Here is a 14,555-nt window from a genome sequence, read left to right on the forward strand (position 1 = left end):
CGTGATCGCGGGACCCCCCTTTCGGTACGCCTTTCGGTGCGCCGTGCCGGGGCAACTCCGACATGGACCAAAGATCCGCAGCCCGTCCGAGAGCGTGGGTCCTTGGACGGACGGAGTGAGCAGTGAGCGGAGCGCGGCGTAGTTTCGGAGGAATGATCCAGCGCGGCCCGATGGCCATCGACGTGATCGGTGCGCACTGCGCCACGGTCTTCAACCTGGCCGTGCGCGACCGGCGTCTGTCCCGTCGCGCGCGGGGCTCTTGGTGGAGTTGCTCAGACACCGTGAGGCGTTCGGAGTCTCGCTCACGATGCTTCTCAGGAAAGGTCCGGAGGGGAAGGACACGTTGACGGTCGCGACCACCCCGCTGGGAGAAGAGCACACGCCGCGGGCGGCACCGGTTCCTGACGGGCCGGTGCCGCCCCGCGGTCACGTGGTCATGCTGTCCGTCACGAGGAGAACCCGTCGTCAGACTGGCACGGGTCGACCGCCCGGAGGTGGTGGACGACGCCCGGCGTGCGGTCGGCGAAGAAGACCACTACGGCGAAGAAGACAACACCCCGGAAGCCCAAGCGGAGTTCGTGAGAGGGCCGGAGCCGGCCAGGTGGCTAGTGCCTGGGCGAGGGGCCCGACGCCCGTGACGACCCGTCCGGGCACCACAACCGCTCGGACCTGCACTGCCGACAAACTGACCCTCAAACCAACTACCAAAGTCACCCCTAAAACAGGCATCAAAGCCCCTAGTGCACCCTCCACTGCTTGAAACAGGAAAACCACAGGTCAGGCCCACTGGTACGGGCGTACCAGCCCTGCCGACAACCCCTCTCACGCGCACTCCGGCTGGCAGCAGGTAGGGAAGGAAGAAGAAGAGAAAGAGCAGACGGCAGGACCAGGCCGGCGCGTGCGCGCTCGGGGTTCGGAGCCGCGTTCTGTTTTGTTGCGTGTCGGCCGGGGGCCTCCGCGCTCGCGGCCCGATGAGACGGGCCGCGGCGGGAAGAGGCACGGAGGCGGGGGGCATCGTCACCGGCATGTGGTGGCCGGACGCCGACGAGGACGGCCTGCGGGATGCGGCCAAGGCGTGGCGAACAGGTCCGCCCGCACGACCATCGAACACAACAAGGGCGAGGCGATATCCGCTTTCGACGACCCGTACTGGCGCCGCTACTACTACCAGAAGTGCGGTTGGCTCCAGGACGTGATCGACGGCTCACGCGACATGGCCAAGGCCCTCGACAAGTACGCCGACGCTGGCCACGCCGCGATAAGGCTTCCTATGAAGCAACCACTGGCCGACGATCAAGACGCGTGGCTGGGGCACATCTACCCGAGCTGGACCACCGTGACCGTCAACAGCCAGTAATCAGTGCCCGGACTCATCCGCTGCATATGTGGCAGCGCACCGCCCTGGCGCCCGGTGTGTCGACGGGACTGCCGTCGGCCGTGCCTGCTGGCAATGATCCGAGCACCTTGATCACCCCGGACCTCGGCTCCTGAGCCGAGACTACCGCTGCATGCCCGTGTAGCTGCATGCTCGAACGGGAAACTGCCATCCTTCGATCCGAGGACAGGAAGGGAACGGGAGCGTGGTACCCCACCCCTGCGCAGGCGCCACGCTCAGGACTTGATGTCGAACTCGCCCGTGCCCGCGCCGTCGAGGAAGCACCGCCATACATGCTCACTGACGACGAACAGGGGGTTGTCCAGGTCCGCGTTGTCTCGGAGGGCAACCCTGCCGTCGCCGGTGAGGGCAACCTCTCTGCAGCCGCTGTTTCCGGAGGACGCCGAGGCCTTGAACCAGTCGAGGCCCTGCAGGTAGTCGGGTTCGGAGCTGTTGTTCAAGAGCGGCACGGCACGCCGAAGGGGACTTCCTGACAGCGAGACAGGCGTGCCAAGCCGTGCAATCCGAATGTGAGTTACTAATCCGACCGTTCTATGCCGTATTCGTAGGCGACTTCCCAGCGCACGTCGGGGACGACGATGTCCGCCGTTTCGACGGGGCGGCCGTCGGTGTCGTAGTAGGTCCGCTCGATCAGCAGTACCAGGTCGCCGACGCTGATGCCCAGCAGGTTCGCCTGGGCCTGTGTGGCACGCCCCGGCCGCGGGATCTCGACGGCGTTGTCGATGATGATGCCGATGGACCGCATCCGCTCCACGACGCCGCGGCCGGCGAGCGGGCCCATCTCGGGCAGCACGATGGGGCTCTGGCCGGTGATGGCCATGGGCTCCCAGCTCGCCGAGGTCTGTACGGGTCGGCCATCCGCGAGGAATTCATAGTCCGTTCGCACGCAGAGGTCACCTGGTGAGATACCGAGACGCTGGGCGATGTGGTCCGGGGCGGGAGTTCGGGCCTGGGAGTTGGACTCCCAGGCGCCGGCCTGTCCGAGTTCGCTCATGTCGGCGCGGAAGGGAGAGCCGCCGCGTCGTTCGCGGTGACGCGAACGCACCATGCGGCGACGCTCACGTGGGCGACATACGTAAGTGCCTGACCCGGAGCGGCCTTCCAGGATGCCTTCGATGATCAAGCGTTCCGTGGCCTTTTGGAGCACGTTGGGGCCGACGGAGTAGTGCGCGGCGAGCTGGGCGCGGCTGGGCAGACGGTCACCGACTCCCCACTCTCCGGCTGAGATCCGGCGGCGCAGGTCGGCGGCGACGCGCTGGTACGGCGGCGGCTCGTGCCCCATGTGGTGTCTCCGTACGTCGGCGTGGACGAAGGCGGCGGGAATTACTGCATCCCGATTGACAAGCTAATGCATCAGCAGGAAGCTAATGCATCAGATCTACGTTGCGTGATCAGACCTGTGTGGGGGAGAGCTGTGGATTCACCGAAGAACCGCACCAGCCAGTTGGAGGCACTGATCCAGCACGCCTTCGCCGCTCCACCCCACACCGAGACCTTTGCAACCCTCATACGCGTCACCGCACCAGTCCCGGACGAGCTCGACGAAGACGTACGCCGCGCGCTGCTCGCGGCACTGCAGGCCACGGCAGACCGGTTCGGCCATATCGTCGCGCCGGATGGCTCCACCCTGTGGGCCGAAGTCGACCGCGCACCGGTGACAAGGAAGGGCCACTCATGAGCATCCAAGCCCACCCCGCCCCCGCGTCATGTCTCGTTCCCGTCCCGCCCAAGCCCGACGAGCCAGGTACGTCAGGCGATGTTCGCGCCCGCGAGCATGACGGCCTGAGCACGCCGGCCGAGGTCTGGGAAAGGATTCGAGGTAATGCCTGTGCGGGCTGCGGGAGTACGAAGAACTTGCAACCCGGTGGATTCGCCTACGTCAGGTTGCGCGGATTACTTGGCTTCGCGGTGCGGGTCTGCCCCGACTGCCCTCGATCTGTTGGGGGTGTGCGGTGATGCCCGCCGACGGGAGGGCTGAGAGCTGGACGCCCGGTGCTGAACCGGGGGAGGGGCTCCAACGGGCCTGGCTGCTGGGCCGTTGTGGCACAGTACGGATCACCGGCGCGGAGGTGTTACGCGTCAGCGGCACCGTGGCCGTTGCGGCTCTGGCTCTTCTTGAGGCGAGTGGAACACCGCTGGGGCCAATCCTGGCCAACCGCGCCCGCTTTACGGCTGAGATCGTCGTCGCCGCGGGCACGAGAGCTACCTGGCCTCCGTTGCCAGGCACCACCTGTGTTGAGGATGCCGTGATGTGGTGTCCTGCACCGGAGTTCACGGCCGCCGGTCGCCGCCATACGGGCGGTCGCACGTGGATCTGTGCCCCCGCTCCCGGGAGGCCGGCTACCACCGACGGCGACGTGTTGTGCGAGGCGCTCACTACCGCACTGGTCGAGCTGGCGGCGCCCGGGCTCGACCTCGCGCGACCGGCACGCTGGGGAGGGACGCGCCTCTCATGAAACCGACTCCTCTTGCGCGCTATGACTCCAGCGCGCCAGTCCCGGGCCGTGACCTCGAACCGGTCCCTGCGCAAGGCCTGCCCACTGCTCGCCCCAAAGCCGGCACTTGTCCTCCGCGCCAGTGCAGGGTGGCCTTGCCTGGAGCTTCGCGTTCCAGCGTGGCCCATGCCCGCGCGCACGCGGCAGATGCTCTGCGCCAGTGGCAGATCGACGACGACATCGTCGAGGCTCTGCGGCTCATCGTCAGTGAACTCGTCACCAACGCCGTGGTCCACACAGCGAGTCGGACCATCGAGATCACTGTGTCCGTCACCGCCACTGAGGCCGTCGTGACCGTCACCGACCAGGGACTGTTCGGAACACCCGTCGCAAGGGAGGCGCGCCCCGAGGAAGAACACGGACGAGGCCTGGCCCTCGTCGAGGCCCTGGCCACCCGATGGGAGTCCACACCACTCGCCGACGGGACCCAAGTTGAGGCCGCGGTCACTCTCCCTGAACAGGCGACAGACGCGCTGTGACAGGGCAAGAGGCTCCTCACACACCCGCCCTCCATGCGCCGCGGGCAGACTCGGCCTTGGCCGTGGACCAGGCCCCGCCGCAGAGAATCCACGCCCGGCAACCGCCTCAAGCGCCGGTCCCCGGTTCCTTCTGGTGCGATGCTGCCCCTCACCTCTGCGGCGGCCGCATGATCTGGCTGGGCGGACAGGCCTGCTGGACACCTGGGCAGGCGCCGGCCTGGATCGGATGGCGAGCCGGACACGTTGCCGACAAGTTCGATGACCAACTGGCCCGGCCGGTGCGCGCATGGACCCAAGACCATGCCGAGCATCAACGGGCGAGCGGACAGCTTGCTAGGGGGATCACCTACTCGCTTGTCGTCTGCGACGGCAGCGTCCAGTTCGTCCTGGCAGCCACGCCCGGCGTTTTCGACCTCGACGGTGAGAGTGCGCCATGAGGCATGCCCTGCCGCACCTTCCTCGCGGCGGCACTCCATAGATCTCTGCCCGGTGGCCCGGATGACCTCTGCCCCGGCCATTGGGCAGGGCCCAACCCCGGCGCGCGAGAACCCCCTGTGCCGGGCCGTTCCACAACTGCCGCAACGGATCAGGGAGGAACCATGACCAACCTCGGGTTGCCCACCGTCCCCCCGCAGCCCCGCAGCCCCGCACGGAACTGACGGGTGGATTCGGGTACGCGTCTCAGGTGTCGAGCAGGCCCGGCCTGCGGTGCGGGAACTCGATGGGGCCCGCGGTGTTGGCCCGCGACAAGAGCAAGAGCTGGTCAACGTACCCGCCACCATGGCGTAGAGTCGTGTTTACCGACGCGGGGTGGAGCAGCTCGGTAGCTCGCTGGGCTCATAACCCAGAGGTCGCAGGTTCAAATCCTGTCCCCGCTACTGCATTACCGCAGGGCCCGGATCCCCACGGATCCGGGCCCTGCGGTGTAGAGGCCCCCGTGGGTCGCGCCCTCGATGAGGAAGAGCTCGATGCTCTCGCCGGCTGGGGCTATGACGCCCTCGCTGAAGGTCAGCGTCGGTTGCGGCCTCGGTGCCGACGGTCATCGGCAGCGGACACGGGGCGATCATGTCGACGTCGGCGAAGGCATCGTCCTGGTCAAGTTGACGCCGCGCGCGGGCCGGGTAGACGGGTGCTGGATGTGGGGACGCGGACCGGTAGCGCTGGCACGCTGGCCCTTTCGAAGCGTTATGCAGGCAGCCTTCGGCCACACCACTGGCTACGCGAGACCCAGGCGCGTCGCCTCCTCGACCGGATCACACGCACCGTCATCACCGCCTTCGGCGTGCGGCTCGCTTTGAGCGACTGCAGCCGGCCCGCCACGCCCCAGAGCAGTGCTCAGCGCCGGGCCCAGATCAGGATGGCGGCGAGTTGAAGAGCGGGCTCGTAGGCGTTGGCCGGCTTGTCGGTTCGCAGGGCAAGGCCGCGCCACTGCCTGAGGCGTGCGATACACCGCTCGACCGTATTGCACTGCGCGTATGCCTCACTGTCGAAAGCTGGTGGGCGACCTCCCTCGCGGCTTCGGCGCAATTCCCATCCCGGTCACGGACTGCGGGAGTTGCAGGGGCCGGGCGTCGGCGATGAGTTCCAGGGTCGTACCGGGTCTACGGGACAGCGACCGCCGACGAGAGGACCGATCATGCCCACCGCCGAGACCGCGCGGAACCCCGACGCCGTCCCGCCGATCACGGACACTGAACGGCAGACCGCGTCGGGCAAGGTGCTCTGGCACTTCACGATGTCGCTGGACGGCTTCGTGGCGGGGCCAGCCCATTGCCTGGACTGGATGACAGGCGTCGCGTCGCGGCCCGGCCTGGTCGAGGAGTACACGCAGTCGACCGGCGCCGTGCTGGGAGGCCGGGACGGCTGGGACGCCTACCCCGACGCGAGCGCGACCTACGGCGGCCAGTGGCAGGGGCCCGTGTTCGTCCTCACCCACCGTCCCGAGGAGCTGAAGCCCGTCGACGGCGTGACGTTCCTCAACTGCGATGTGGCCGAGGCGGTCCGGATCGCTCTGGACGCCGCCGGGGGCAAGAATCTTGAGGTCCTGTCACCCTCGATCGGCCGTCAGCTCCTGGAGCGTGGGCTCATTGACGAGATCGACCTGCACATCGCGCCGGTCCTGCTCGGCGACGGGATCCGCCTGTTCGACAACCCGGGCGGCTCGCCGGTCCGGCTCGGCCTTGTCAACGGCAGCGATCCGTCGCTCGTGGTGAACGTGCGCTACCGCCTGGCCGCCGCCGGTTGAACCGTCGGCATCGATACCGCCGCCTCGTCGCCCGGCAGGGGTTCTCAGGGGGCGGCGCCTCTATTCTGTTGCCGCTCGTGTCCTATCAGTTACACCTCGGGGGAAACACGTGAACGCCTGGAACCCGGGCGGGCAGCCGCCCTATGACCCGCGGGCAGGGCACCCGCCCCAGCCCGGCCCGTACCCGCCACCGCCGCCCCAGGGCCCGTACCCGCCGCGGATCCCGCACCCCTACGGGCCCCAGCCGTACCCGCCGCACCCCGGCCCGCCGGTATCGCCCGGCCCCTTGCGCCGGCTGTGGCTGAGGATCGGCCCCATCCACGCCGCCCGCAGGGTGTTCAAGCCGTCCCGCCCCGGCATAGTCGACGACGCCTTCGTCGCCCGCGTCCAGAAGATCCGCACGCTGGTCGGTCTGGGCGCTGTGGTGTGGATGTCAGTGGCCTACAAGGTCGCCCAGTCGGTGGGTGACATCGCCGACGACCGGCTGAGCCAGTCCTGGAACAGCGTCCTGATGCTGTCGGTGACCTTCCCCGTCGCCGTGGGCGTCCTGCTCGCCCTCGCCGCGCCCTCCGCCCGCCGTGAACTGCTGCGCCGGGCCGCCAGGTGTTTCGGCGCGATCGTGGCCATAGTGGCCGCGGTCGGCGTGTTCCCGGCCGCCGTGCTCTCCGGCTTCGTCGACGGCCGGTTCGCCACCAGCCCGGCGATGGCCGTCGTCACCTACGGCACGACGATCCTGACGTTCCTGTGGGTGGTGCCCTTCATGTTCTGGGGCATCGGCCTGGCACTCGTACACGTCTTCCGCACCGCGGACATCCACGAGACCGTGCCGCCGCTGCTGGCGATGACGCTGGTCTGGGAGATGACGCTCGTCGACCTGTTCACCGGTGCCTACGCGGGCGTGCCGGGCCCGCTCCGGGTGCTGTTCATGCTCGGCGCCCCGGTCTCGGTGACCGCGGTCGGCCTGTGGGAACTGCACCGGCTGCGCGCGTACTACGGCATCGCGGTCCGCGACATGCTGATGCGGCAGCCGAGTTAGCCAGGTCAGCCGGGGCGAGCACCCTGCGTTTAGTGACTCGCCGATCGCGAGCGTACGTTCGTACATTCCAGAGTGTACGATCGTACGCATGACGACGACGGACTACTTCGCGGACGACCCGCGGACGAACCTGGAGCGCATGCTCGCGGGTGACCTCTACATCGCCGACGATCCGGAGATCGGCCGGCGTCAGCGGCGGGCGATGCAGTTGGCCGCCCGCTACCAGGACGCCTTCATCGAGGACGCCGACAAGGCCCGGCCGATCCTGGCCGACCTGCTCGAGTCCGTGGGGGAGGGCGTCGAGGTGCGGCCGCCGCTGTACGTCGACTACGGCAGCAACATCACCATCGGTGCCCGCACCTTCGTCAACTACCACCTCACCGCGCTCGACGTCGCCCGGATCACCATCGGCGAGGACTGCCAGATCGGCCCCAACGTCCAACTCCTCACCCCCACCCACCCGGTGGAGCCGCAGCCCCGCCGCGACAAGCTGGAAGCCGCGCTGCCCATCACCATCGGCGACAACGTCTGGCTCGGCGGCGGCGTCATCGTGTGCCCCGGAGTGACCATCGGGGACAACTCCGTCATCGGCGCCGGGGCTGTCGTCACCAAGGACATTCCGGCGAACGTCGTGGCCGTCGGCAACCCCGCCCGCCCCGTCCGCACCCTCTGACCGGCGTCCCCATGGCCACCGGACGCACGGACCCGCACCGCCGCGAGCGCATCCTCGCCGCCACCCTCGACCACATCGCCGAAGAGGGCGTCGCCGGGGTCTCCCACCGCAAGATCGCCGTACGCGCCGACGTGCCGCTCGGCTCGATGACCTACCACTTCGCCGGCATCGACGACCTGTTGCGCGAGGCCTTCACCCGGTTCGCCGACGAGATCGTGGCCGTGTTCGAGCGGCACCTGGCCGACGTCGAGACCTCCGAGCGGGCCCGCGAAGCCGTCACCGACCTCATCCACGCGCTGTCCGCAGGTTCACGGCGCGATCTCGTACTCACCCACGAGCTCTACGCCCTCGCCGCCCGCCGCGACGAGTACCGCGAACTCACCCACGCCTGGATGGCCCGCAGCCGCGACCTCCTGGAGCGGCACTTCGACGCGGACACCGCCCGCCAACTGGACGCGCTGATCGAGGGGTTGGTCCTGCACCGCTCCCTCGATACTGCCCCGCAGAGCCGCGAACTCACTCGGGCGGCCGTGCGGCACATGACCTCCGGCTGATCCCGGCCTGATCTCCGGCCAACCCCCAGTGCGTAGCCGGCCTCGAGCCGCCCGTGGGGTGCGGACCTGACCCCGCAACCCCACGGGCTCCCATCCGCCGGCCCGCGCACTAGTGTCTGATCGCCACCGCCAGGACACGGTGGCGTTCGACGAGGAGGGTGGCCGCGATGACGCAGCAGTTCGGTGACTACCAGCACGAGATCTACTTCAACGCGCTCGGGGGCGTCGTCCCCGAGCTGCCCATGGCCTTCGCGGAACTGGAGCAGCGGGCCAGCCAGGCGCTCGCCCCGTCCGTGTGGTCATACGTCGCGGGAGGCGCGGGCGACGAGTTCACCCAGCGCCAGAACGTCACCGCGTTCGAACAGTGGGGGCTCGTGCCGCGCATGTTCGTCGGGGCGAGCAAGCGGGACCTGAGCGTCGACCTCTTCGGACTGAAGCTCGACAGCCCCCTGTTCATGTGCCCCATCGGCGTGATCGGGCTCTGCGGACAGGACGGGCACGGGGACCTCGCGACGGCACGGGCCGCCGCGCGCACGGGAGTTCCGATGGTGGCCTCCACCCTGTCCGCGGACCCCATGGAGGACGTGGCCAAGGAGTTCGGCGACACCCCCGGCTTCTTCCAGCTCTACACGCCGACCGACCGCGACCTCGCCGAGAGCCTCGTCAGCCGCGCGGAGGCGGCCGGCTTCAAGGGCATCGTCGTCACCATGGACACCTGGGTCACCGGCTGGCGGCCCCGCGACCTGTCCACCGGCAACTTCCCCCAGCTGCGCGGCCACTGCCTCAGCAACTACACCTCCGACCCGGTCTTCCGCTCCCGGCTCCCGCAGGGCCGCGCCGATGACACACAGGCCGTCGTCATGCAGTTCGCGAGCGTCTTCGGCAACCCCCTGACGTGGGACGACCTCCCCTGGCTGCGCTCGCTCACCAACCTTCCGCTGATCGTCAAGGGCCTGTGCCACCCCGAGGACGTACGACGCGCCAAGGACGGCGGCGTCGACGGCATCTACTGCTCGAACCACGGCGGACGGCAGGCCAACGGAGGACTCGCCGCCATCGACGCCCTGCCCGACGTGGTGGAGGCCGCCGACGGTCTGCCCGTCCTGTTCGACTCGGGCGTGCGCTCCGGATCCGATGCGGTCAAGGCGCTCGCCCTCGGCGCGACGGCGGTCGGCATCGGCCGCCCCTACGCCTACGGCCTCGCCCTCGGCGGCGTCGACGGCATCGTCCACGTACTGCGGTCCCTGCTCGCGGAGACCGACCTGATCATGGCTGTGGACGGTTACCCGACGCTCGCCGATCTCACTCCGCAGGCGCTGCGTCGCCGCCACTGACCTCGGGCGCGTCGGGCGCGGCCCGGTCCAGCTCGACGCCGAACTGGGCCCCGGCCAGCAGCGCCAGGTTCGACACCCACAGCCAGACGAGGAACACGACGCCCCCCGCCAGGGAGCCGTAAAGCTTGCTGTAGGTGCCGAACTGCGAGGCGTAGAACGTGAAACCGGCCGACGCGACGAGCCAGATCAGCGCGGCCAGCAGACCACCCGGCAGGCCGTGCCGCCACCCTCGGGCGGCGGGCGGCCCCGACCGGAACAGGACCAGGACGAGCAGCGCCACCAGGCACAGCAGGGCAGGCCACTTGAGGAAGTTCCAGGCCGCGGCGACCGTGTCGCCGAGCCCGAGCCAGCGCCCGAGGGACTGGGCGAGGGATCCGCTGAGCACGAGGACGAGCGCGCTGGCCACGAGGAGCGCGAGCAGGGTGCAGGCGGTCAGCAGGATGCGGTGGGCCTTGCGCCACACGGGCCTGGTGTCGCGGACCCCGTGCAGCGTGTGCAGGGCCCGGCGGAACACCGCCGAGTAGCTCGATGCCGACCACAGGGCGCTGACGGCGCCCGCGATCGTCATGGTGAGGGCGGCGGAACGCTCGTGTGCCATGTGGCGCAGCACTCCGTGCAGGGCGGCGCCCGACTCGGCCGGCGCCCAGGCCGTCACATGCGCGATCAGGGCGTCCGTCGTCGCCGGGCTGACCAGACCGATGAGCGAGACGGTCACGAGCATGGCGGGCAGCAGGGCGAGGATCGCGTAGTACGTCAACGCCGCGGCCCAGTCCGACACGTCGTCGTTCCACATTGACACCGGCGTGCGACGCAGCGCCGCCCACAGCCGGGGCCAGGACATCGACGTCTCGCCCGGCACGGGGCTGTCGCCGGGGTCGTTGTCGCCTTCGTCGGCGGAGGAGGCGGACGTGGCGGGGGAGGGGACGGTTCGGGTGACCTGGTCCGTCGGCCGGGTTCCCAAGGCGTGCTCGTCTCGGTCGGAGGGCGCCCGACGGCCTCGGCGGGAGTGCCGGGGCGCGCGGGACATGGCCCGCGATCATCTCATCGCCGACCCCGCAGCCTGCCGGGGGAGTCGTGGATCAGGGGAGTACGGGTACGTTTCGCGCGGTCCAGTCGGCGAGGACGCGTGCGCAGCCGGCGACCGTTTCGCGCCAAGTCCTGGCCGCGCCGTCGCCCGCCTCGTCGCTGACGTGCTTGACGATGCGCAGCGGAACACCGGCCTGCTGGGCGGCGGACGCGAGAGCGTAGCCCTCCATGTCGACGAGCGGAGCGAGCGCGGCCAGGCGGGCGCGGGCCGCCTCGTCGGAGATGAAGGAATCGCCGGTCGCGAGGACAGGCCCACCGTCCTCGGGCAGGCCGATCGGCGCACCGTAGATCTCGCCCGTCAGGGAGGCGAGCACAGCGTTGTCCAGGTCGTGCTGGATCACGGATCCGATGACGTGGGTGCCCGCCCAGCCGGGGCGCAGCGCACCCGCCGTGCCCAGGTTCACGACGCCAGAGGGGTGCGGGCCGCGGGCCAGGACGGTGGCCAGCGCGGTCGCCGCGTTGACCTTGCCCATGCCGGTGAGCAGGACAGGGAGGTCCGTGTCGAGGAACTGCGCCTCTTCCTTCACGGCCAGCACGAGCAGGGGACGGCCGGCGGCGATCTCACCTATAAGTTCCATGGCGCAACGGTAGCCGCGGGGTGGTCGCCCACTCGCAGCCGGGGCATGGAACGTCCGGTCAGCGGCTGCGCACCGCGCCGCGCGCCACAGAGGTCAACAGCATCCCGATGGTGAGTCCGACGGCGAGATAGACGGCGGCCGTGCCGACCTTCGTCACGATGGGCACCGACGTGGTGAAGGGCAGCAGCACCGTCCCTTCTCTTGCGTGGGTATCCCTAGCTTCGGCCGGGGCGGGAGACGCATCTCGGGGCTGCTCTGACGGGTCATGTGTGCATGGGTGTTCTGTCTGCGGAGGGTTTGTCAGTGGCCTCGGCTAGGTTGCTCACAAGAGCTGAGGGGGGTGGGTCGGGTGATGCGTGCGTACAAGTTCCTCATGCGGCCCACGGTGCGGCAGGCTCAGGCGCTGGGCGAGATGCTGCGTGATCACTGTTCGCTGTACAACGGAGCGTTGCAGGAGCGCCGTGACGCCTACCGGCACGTCAGCAAGACGACGGTCCGGTACGGGCAGCAGTCCGCACAGCTCAAGGACATCCGGTCCTTCGACCCGGAGCGTCAGGGCCGTTGGTCGTTCTCCAGTCAGCAGGCCACGCTCCGGCGGTTGGACAAGGCGTTCGCAGCGTTCTTTCGCCGGGTCAAGTCCGGTGAGAAGCCGGGCTATCCGCGTTTTCGTGGGGTGAACTGGTTCGACACGGTGGAGTTCCCGAAGGACGGGGACGGCTGCCGGTGGGACTCCACGCCGCACGATCCGGTGACGCGCGTCCGGCTGCAAGGTGTCGGGCACGTCAAGGTGCACCAGCACCGGCCCGTGGCCGGCAGGGTGAAAACGGTCAGCGTGAAGCGTGAGGGCGGTCAGTGGTTCGTGGTGCTGACCGTCGAGCAGGTCCAGACTGAACCGCTGCCCGCGACGGGTTCCGTCATCGGGATTGACCTGGGCATAGCCAACTTCCTCGCCACCTCTGACGGCGAGTTCGTGCCCAACCCGCGCCACGGGCGCAGCAACGCCGCGAAGCTCGAAGCCGCACAGCAGGCCCTCTCGAGGTTTCCGCGTGTGCGCCGTGACAGGCGGTCAGCCAATCACAGGCGAGCGGTTGAGAAGGTCGCGAAGCTGCACCGCAAGGTGCGCCGCCAGCGCCTGGACCACGCACACAAAACCGCGCTTGATCTCGTGCGCGAACACGATTTCATCGCGCACGAAGATCTCAAGATCCGCAACATGGTCCGGCGTGCCGCGCCGAAGCCCGACCCCGGGATGCCGGGCGGCTTCCTGCCCAACGGGGCCGGCGCGAAGACCGGACTCAACCGCTCGATCGCCGATGCCGGATGGGGGGTGTTCTTGACGATCCTGGCCGCCAAGACACCTCACGGAGCTAGGTCGTCAAGCAGCTTCGAGAAGTTGTGTGGGGAAGGCGAGGTTCTCGTCGAACAGGATGTGCTTCTGGAGGCAGTGGTAGAGCTGGCCGATCATCTTGTTGAAGAGGTTTCTCTGAGCGGCGGCGTGCCAGTCCCCGGCCTCGCGGCGGCGGTCGTAGTGGGCCTTTGCGCCCGGTGAGTGGGTCAGTGAGGCGAAGGCCCACAGGTAGCCGGCGTGGTTGAGCCGGTCGTTCTTCACCCAGCGTCTGGTGATGCTGGACTTCTTGCCGGACGCCCTGGTGATGGGGGACGCACCGGCGTAGGCCTTCATACCGCGGGCAGTGGCGAAGCGGGCGTGGTCGTCCCCGATCTCAGCGAGGATCCGGGCGCCGAGCTGGGTGCCGAGCCCGGGGAGGCTCAGGATGATCTCGGCGTCCGGATGCTGAGGGAAAACCTCTTCAACCGCCTCGGCGAGCTGGTCGGCGGCCGTGCAGGCGGCTTCGAGCTGCCGCAGCAGAGCGAGCATCTGCTTGCCGAGCGCGTCCTCGACCAGTGGCGGCTGGTGCGCGTATTCGGCCCGCAGGACCTCGCGGATGCGCTCGGCGTCGGCATCGATCCGGCGCTGGCGGCCGGCGCGCTTGAGCGCCGAGCGCAGTTGCGCGAGCGACAGCCGGGCCGCCCGCGAGGGCGTGGGGGCGAGCTCCAGCAGGACGCGGGTCTCGGGGCGGCAGAGACCGTTCTGCCAGTGCAGGTAGGCGTCGAGGGCGGCGGGGAAGTACTCGCGCAGGAGCGAGCGGAGCTGGTTGGCGAGCTGCTGCCGGTTCCAAACGGCATCCTGCTGGGCGCGGGCGAGGACGGCGATGGCGCGGGCGAGATCGCTGTCCTGGGGCAACGGCCGGTGGGCGTGCATATCGGTGCGGAGGATGTTCGCCAGGACGAGGGCGTCGCCGGGGTCGGACTTCTTCCGTGTGACCGCGTGGCGGTCGCGGTAGCGTGCGGCGGCCATCGGGTTGATGGCGTAGACCTGGCGCTTCCCGGTGCGCAGGACCGCGACGAGCAGGCCGCGGGAGGTCTCGATGGCGACCGGGATCGGGTTGTCCTCGGTGTCGCCGTGCTCGGCGAGCAGATCCAGCAGGATCTTGTAGCCGGTCGCGTCGTCGGTGATGTGGCGCTTGGCCAGGAGCGTGCCGTCGTCGTCGACCAGGGCGACGTCGTGTGTCTTCTCGGCCCAGTCGATGCCGCAGTAGATCAACTTTCCCTCCTCGAAGTGTGGGTGTTTGCGCTGGTCACGAGCGCATGCGGGGCCACGCAGCGACCTAATTCCAGGCC

General features: G+C 69.1%; 15 protein-coding genes, 1 tRNA gene and 2 pseudogenes. 11 read left to right on the forward strand and 7 right to left on the reverse strand.

Translation table 11 applies throughout. From position 1 onward, the window contains the following. Positions 1-1,075 precede the first annotated feature (1,075 nt). The gene (locus tag OG456_RS35080; protein WP_266568152.1) at positions 1,076-1,357 is read left to right on the forward strand and encodes a hypothetical protein; all 282 of its coding nucleotides are present in this window, start codon (positions 1,076-1,078) and stop codon (positions 1,355-1,357) included. A gap of 254 nt (positions 1,358-1,611) precedes the next feature. Here the strand turns inward: OG456_RS35080 and OG456_RS35085 are convergent, their stop codons facing one another. After that, on the reverse strand, positions 1,612-1,836 hold the full coding sequence (locus tag OG456_RS35085) for a DUF397 domain-containing protein (RefSeq protein ID WP_266568154.1): 225 nt from the start codon (positions 1,834-1,836) through the stop codon (positions 1,612-1,614). A gap of 77 nt (positions 1,837-1,913) precedes the next feature. Beyond that, positions 1,914-2,678, reverse strand: coding sequence for a GntR family transcriptional regulator (locus tag OG456_RS35090; RefSeq protein ID WP_266568155.1), 765 nt, complete (start codon positions 2,676-2,678; stop codon positions 1,914-1,916). Between the two features lie 132 nt (positions 2,679-2,810). Between OG456_RS35090 and OG456_RS35095 the strand changes: the two genes are divergently transcribed. The 4 genes from OG456_RS35095 to OG456_RS35110 all read left to right on the forward strand — a co-directional run bounded on the left by OG456_RS35095 (position 2,811) and on the right by OG456_RS35110 (position 5,248). Continuing rightward, positions 2,811-3,074, forward strand: a complete 264-nt coding sequence (locus tag OG456_RS35095) for a hypothetical protein (RefSeq protein WP_266568156.1) — start codon at positions 2,811-2,813, stop codon at positions 3,072-3,074. Positions 3,075-4,010: 936 nt separating this feature from the next. Further along, a complete protein-coding gene (locus OG456_RS35100; RefSeq protein WP_266568158.1) occupies positions 4,011-4,370 on the forward strand; it encodes an ATP-binding protein in 360 nt (119 codons plus the stop codon). A 167-nt stretch (positions 4,371-4,537) separates the two neighbouring features. Next, positions 4,538-4,807: a hypothetical protein gene (locus OG456_RS35105; RefSeq protein WP_266568160.1), complete on the forward strand. Its 270-nt coding sequence runs from the start codon at positions 4,538-4,540 to the stop codon at positions 4,805-4,807. Positions 4,808-5,174: 367 nt separating this feature from the next. Next, a tRNA-Met gene (locus OG456_RS35110) sits at positions 5,175-5,248 on the forward strand. 457 nt (positions 5,249-5,705) lie between these two features. Here OG456_RS35110 and OG456_RS35115 read toward each other — a convergent pair. After that, positions 5,706-5,879 (reverse strand): annotated as a pseudogene (locus OG456_RS35115) (IS5/IS1182 family transposase); the annotation flags it as partial. 127 nt (positions 5,880-6,006) lie between these two features. Between OG456_RS35115 and OG456_RS35120 the strand changes: the two are divergent. The 5 genes from OG456_RS35120 (at position 6,007) to OG456_RS35140 (ending at position 10,212) form a co-directional block, all read left to right on the forward strand. After that, the gene (locus tag OG456_RS35120; protein ID WP_266568162.1) at positions 6,007-6,615 is read left to right on the forward strand and encodes a dihydrofolate reductase family protein; all 609 of its coding nucleotides are present in this window, start codon (positions 6,007-6,009) and stop codon (positions 6,613-6,615) included. Positions 6,616-6,724: 109 nt separating this feature from the next. After that, positions 6,725-7,651, forward strand: coding sequence for a hypothetical protein (locus OG456_RS35125; protein WP_266568164.1), 927 nt, complete (start codon positions 6,725-6,727; stop codon positions 7,649-7,651). Positions 7,652-7,739: 88 nt separating this feature from the next. Next, positions 7,740-8,324, forward strand: a complete 585-nt coding sequence (locus OG456_RS35130; RefSeq protein WP_266568166.1) for a sugar O-acetyltransferase — start codon at positions 7,740-7,742, stop codon at positions 8,322-8,324. A gap of 11 nt (positions 8,325-8,335) precedes the next feature. Continuing rightward, positions 8,336-8,878, forward strand: coding sequence for a TetR/AcrR family transcriptional regulator (locus OG456_RS35135; RefSeq protein WP_266568168.1), 543 nt, complete (start codon positions 8,336-8,338; stop codon positions 8,876-8,878). 167 nt (positions 8,879-9,045) lie between these two features. After that, positions 9,046-10,212 carry an alpha-hydroxy-acid oxidizing protein gene (locus tag OG456_RS35140; protein ID WP_266568170.1) on the forward strand — a complete coding sequence of 389 codons (1,167 nt, stop codon included), beginning with the start codon at positions 9,046-9,048 and terminating at the stop codon, positions 10,210-10,212. On the opposite strand, the gene OG456_RS35145 is transcribed toward OG456_RS35140, so the two are convergent. From OG456_RS35145 to OG456_RS35155, 3 genes are all read right to left on the reverse strand, one after another. Beyond that, complete coding sequence (locus tag OG456_RS35145) at positions 10,181-11,053, reverse strand: YihY/virulence factor BrkB family protein (RefSeq protein ID WP_266569528.1); 873 nt, start codon at positions 11,051-11,053, stop codon at positions 10,181-10,183. The genes OG456_RS35140 and OG456_RS35145 overlap by 32 nt on opposite strands. Before the next feature lie 238 nt (positions 11,054-11,291). Beyond that, positions 11,292-11,876 carry a nucleosidase gene (locus OG456_RS35150; protein ID WP_266568172.1) on the reverse strand — a complete coding sequence of 195 codons (585 nt, stop codon included), beginning with the start codon at positions 11,874-11,876 and terminating at the stop codon, positions 11,292-11,294. A gap of 58 nt (positions 11,877-11,934) precedes the next feature. Beyond that, complete coding sequence (locus OG456_RS35155; protein ID WP_266568174.1) at positions 11,935-12,066, reverse strand: hypothetical protein; 132 nt, start codon at positions 12,064-12,066, stop codon at positions 11,935-11,937. 159 nt (positions 12,067-12,225) lie between these two features. Between OG456_RS35155 and OG456_RS35160 the strand changes: the two are divergent. Continuing rightward, positions 12,226-13,230, forward strand: a pseudogene (locus OG456_RS35160) (RNA-guided endonuclease InsQ/TnpB family protein); the annotation flags it as partial. A gap of 21 nt (positions 13,231-13,251) precedes the next feature. Here OG456_RS35160 and OG456_RS35165 read toward each other — a convergent pair. After that, positions 13,252-14,478 carry an IS110 family transposase gene (locus OG456_RS35165; RefSeq protein WP_266568176.1) on the reverse strand — a complete coding sequence of 409 codons (1,227 nt, stop codon included), beginning with the start codon at positions 14,476-14,478 and terminating at the stop codon, positions 13,252-13,254. Positions 14,479-14,555 lie beyond the last annotated feature (77 nt).

Source organism: Streptomyces sp. NBC_01446 (assembly GCF_026340095.1).
Classification (GTDB): domain Bacteria; phylum Actinomycetota; class Actinomycetes; order Streptomycetales; family Streptomycetaceae; genus Streptomyces; species Streptomyces aureus.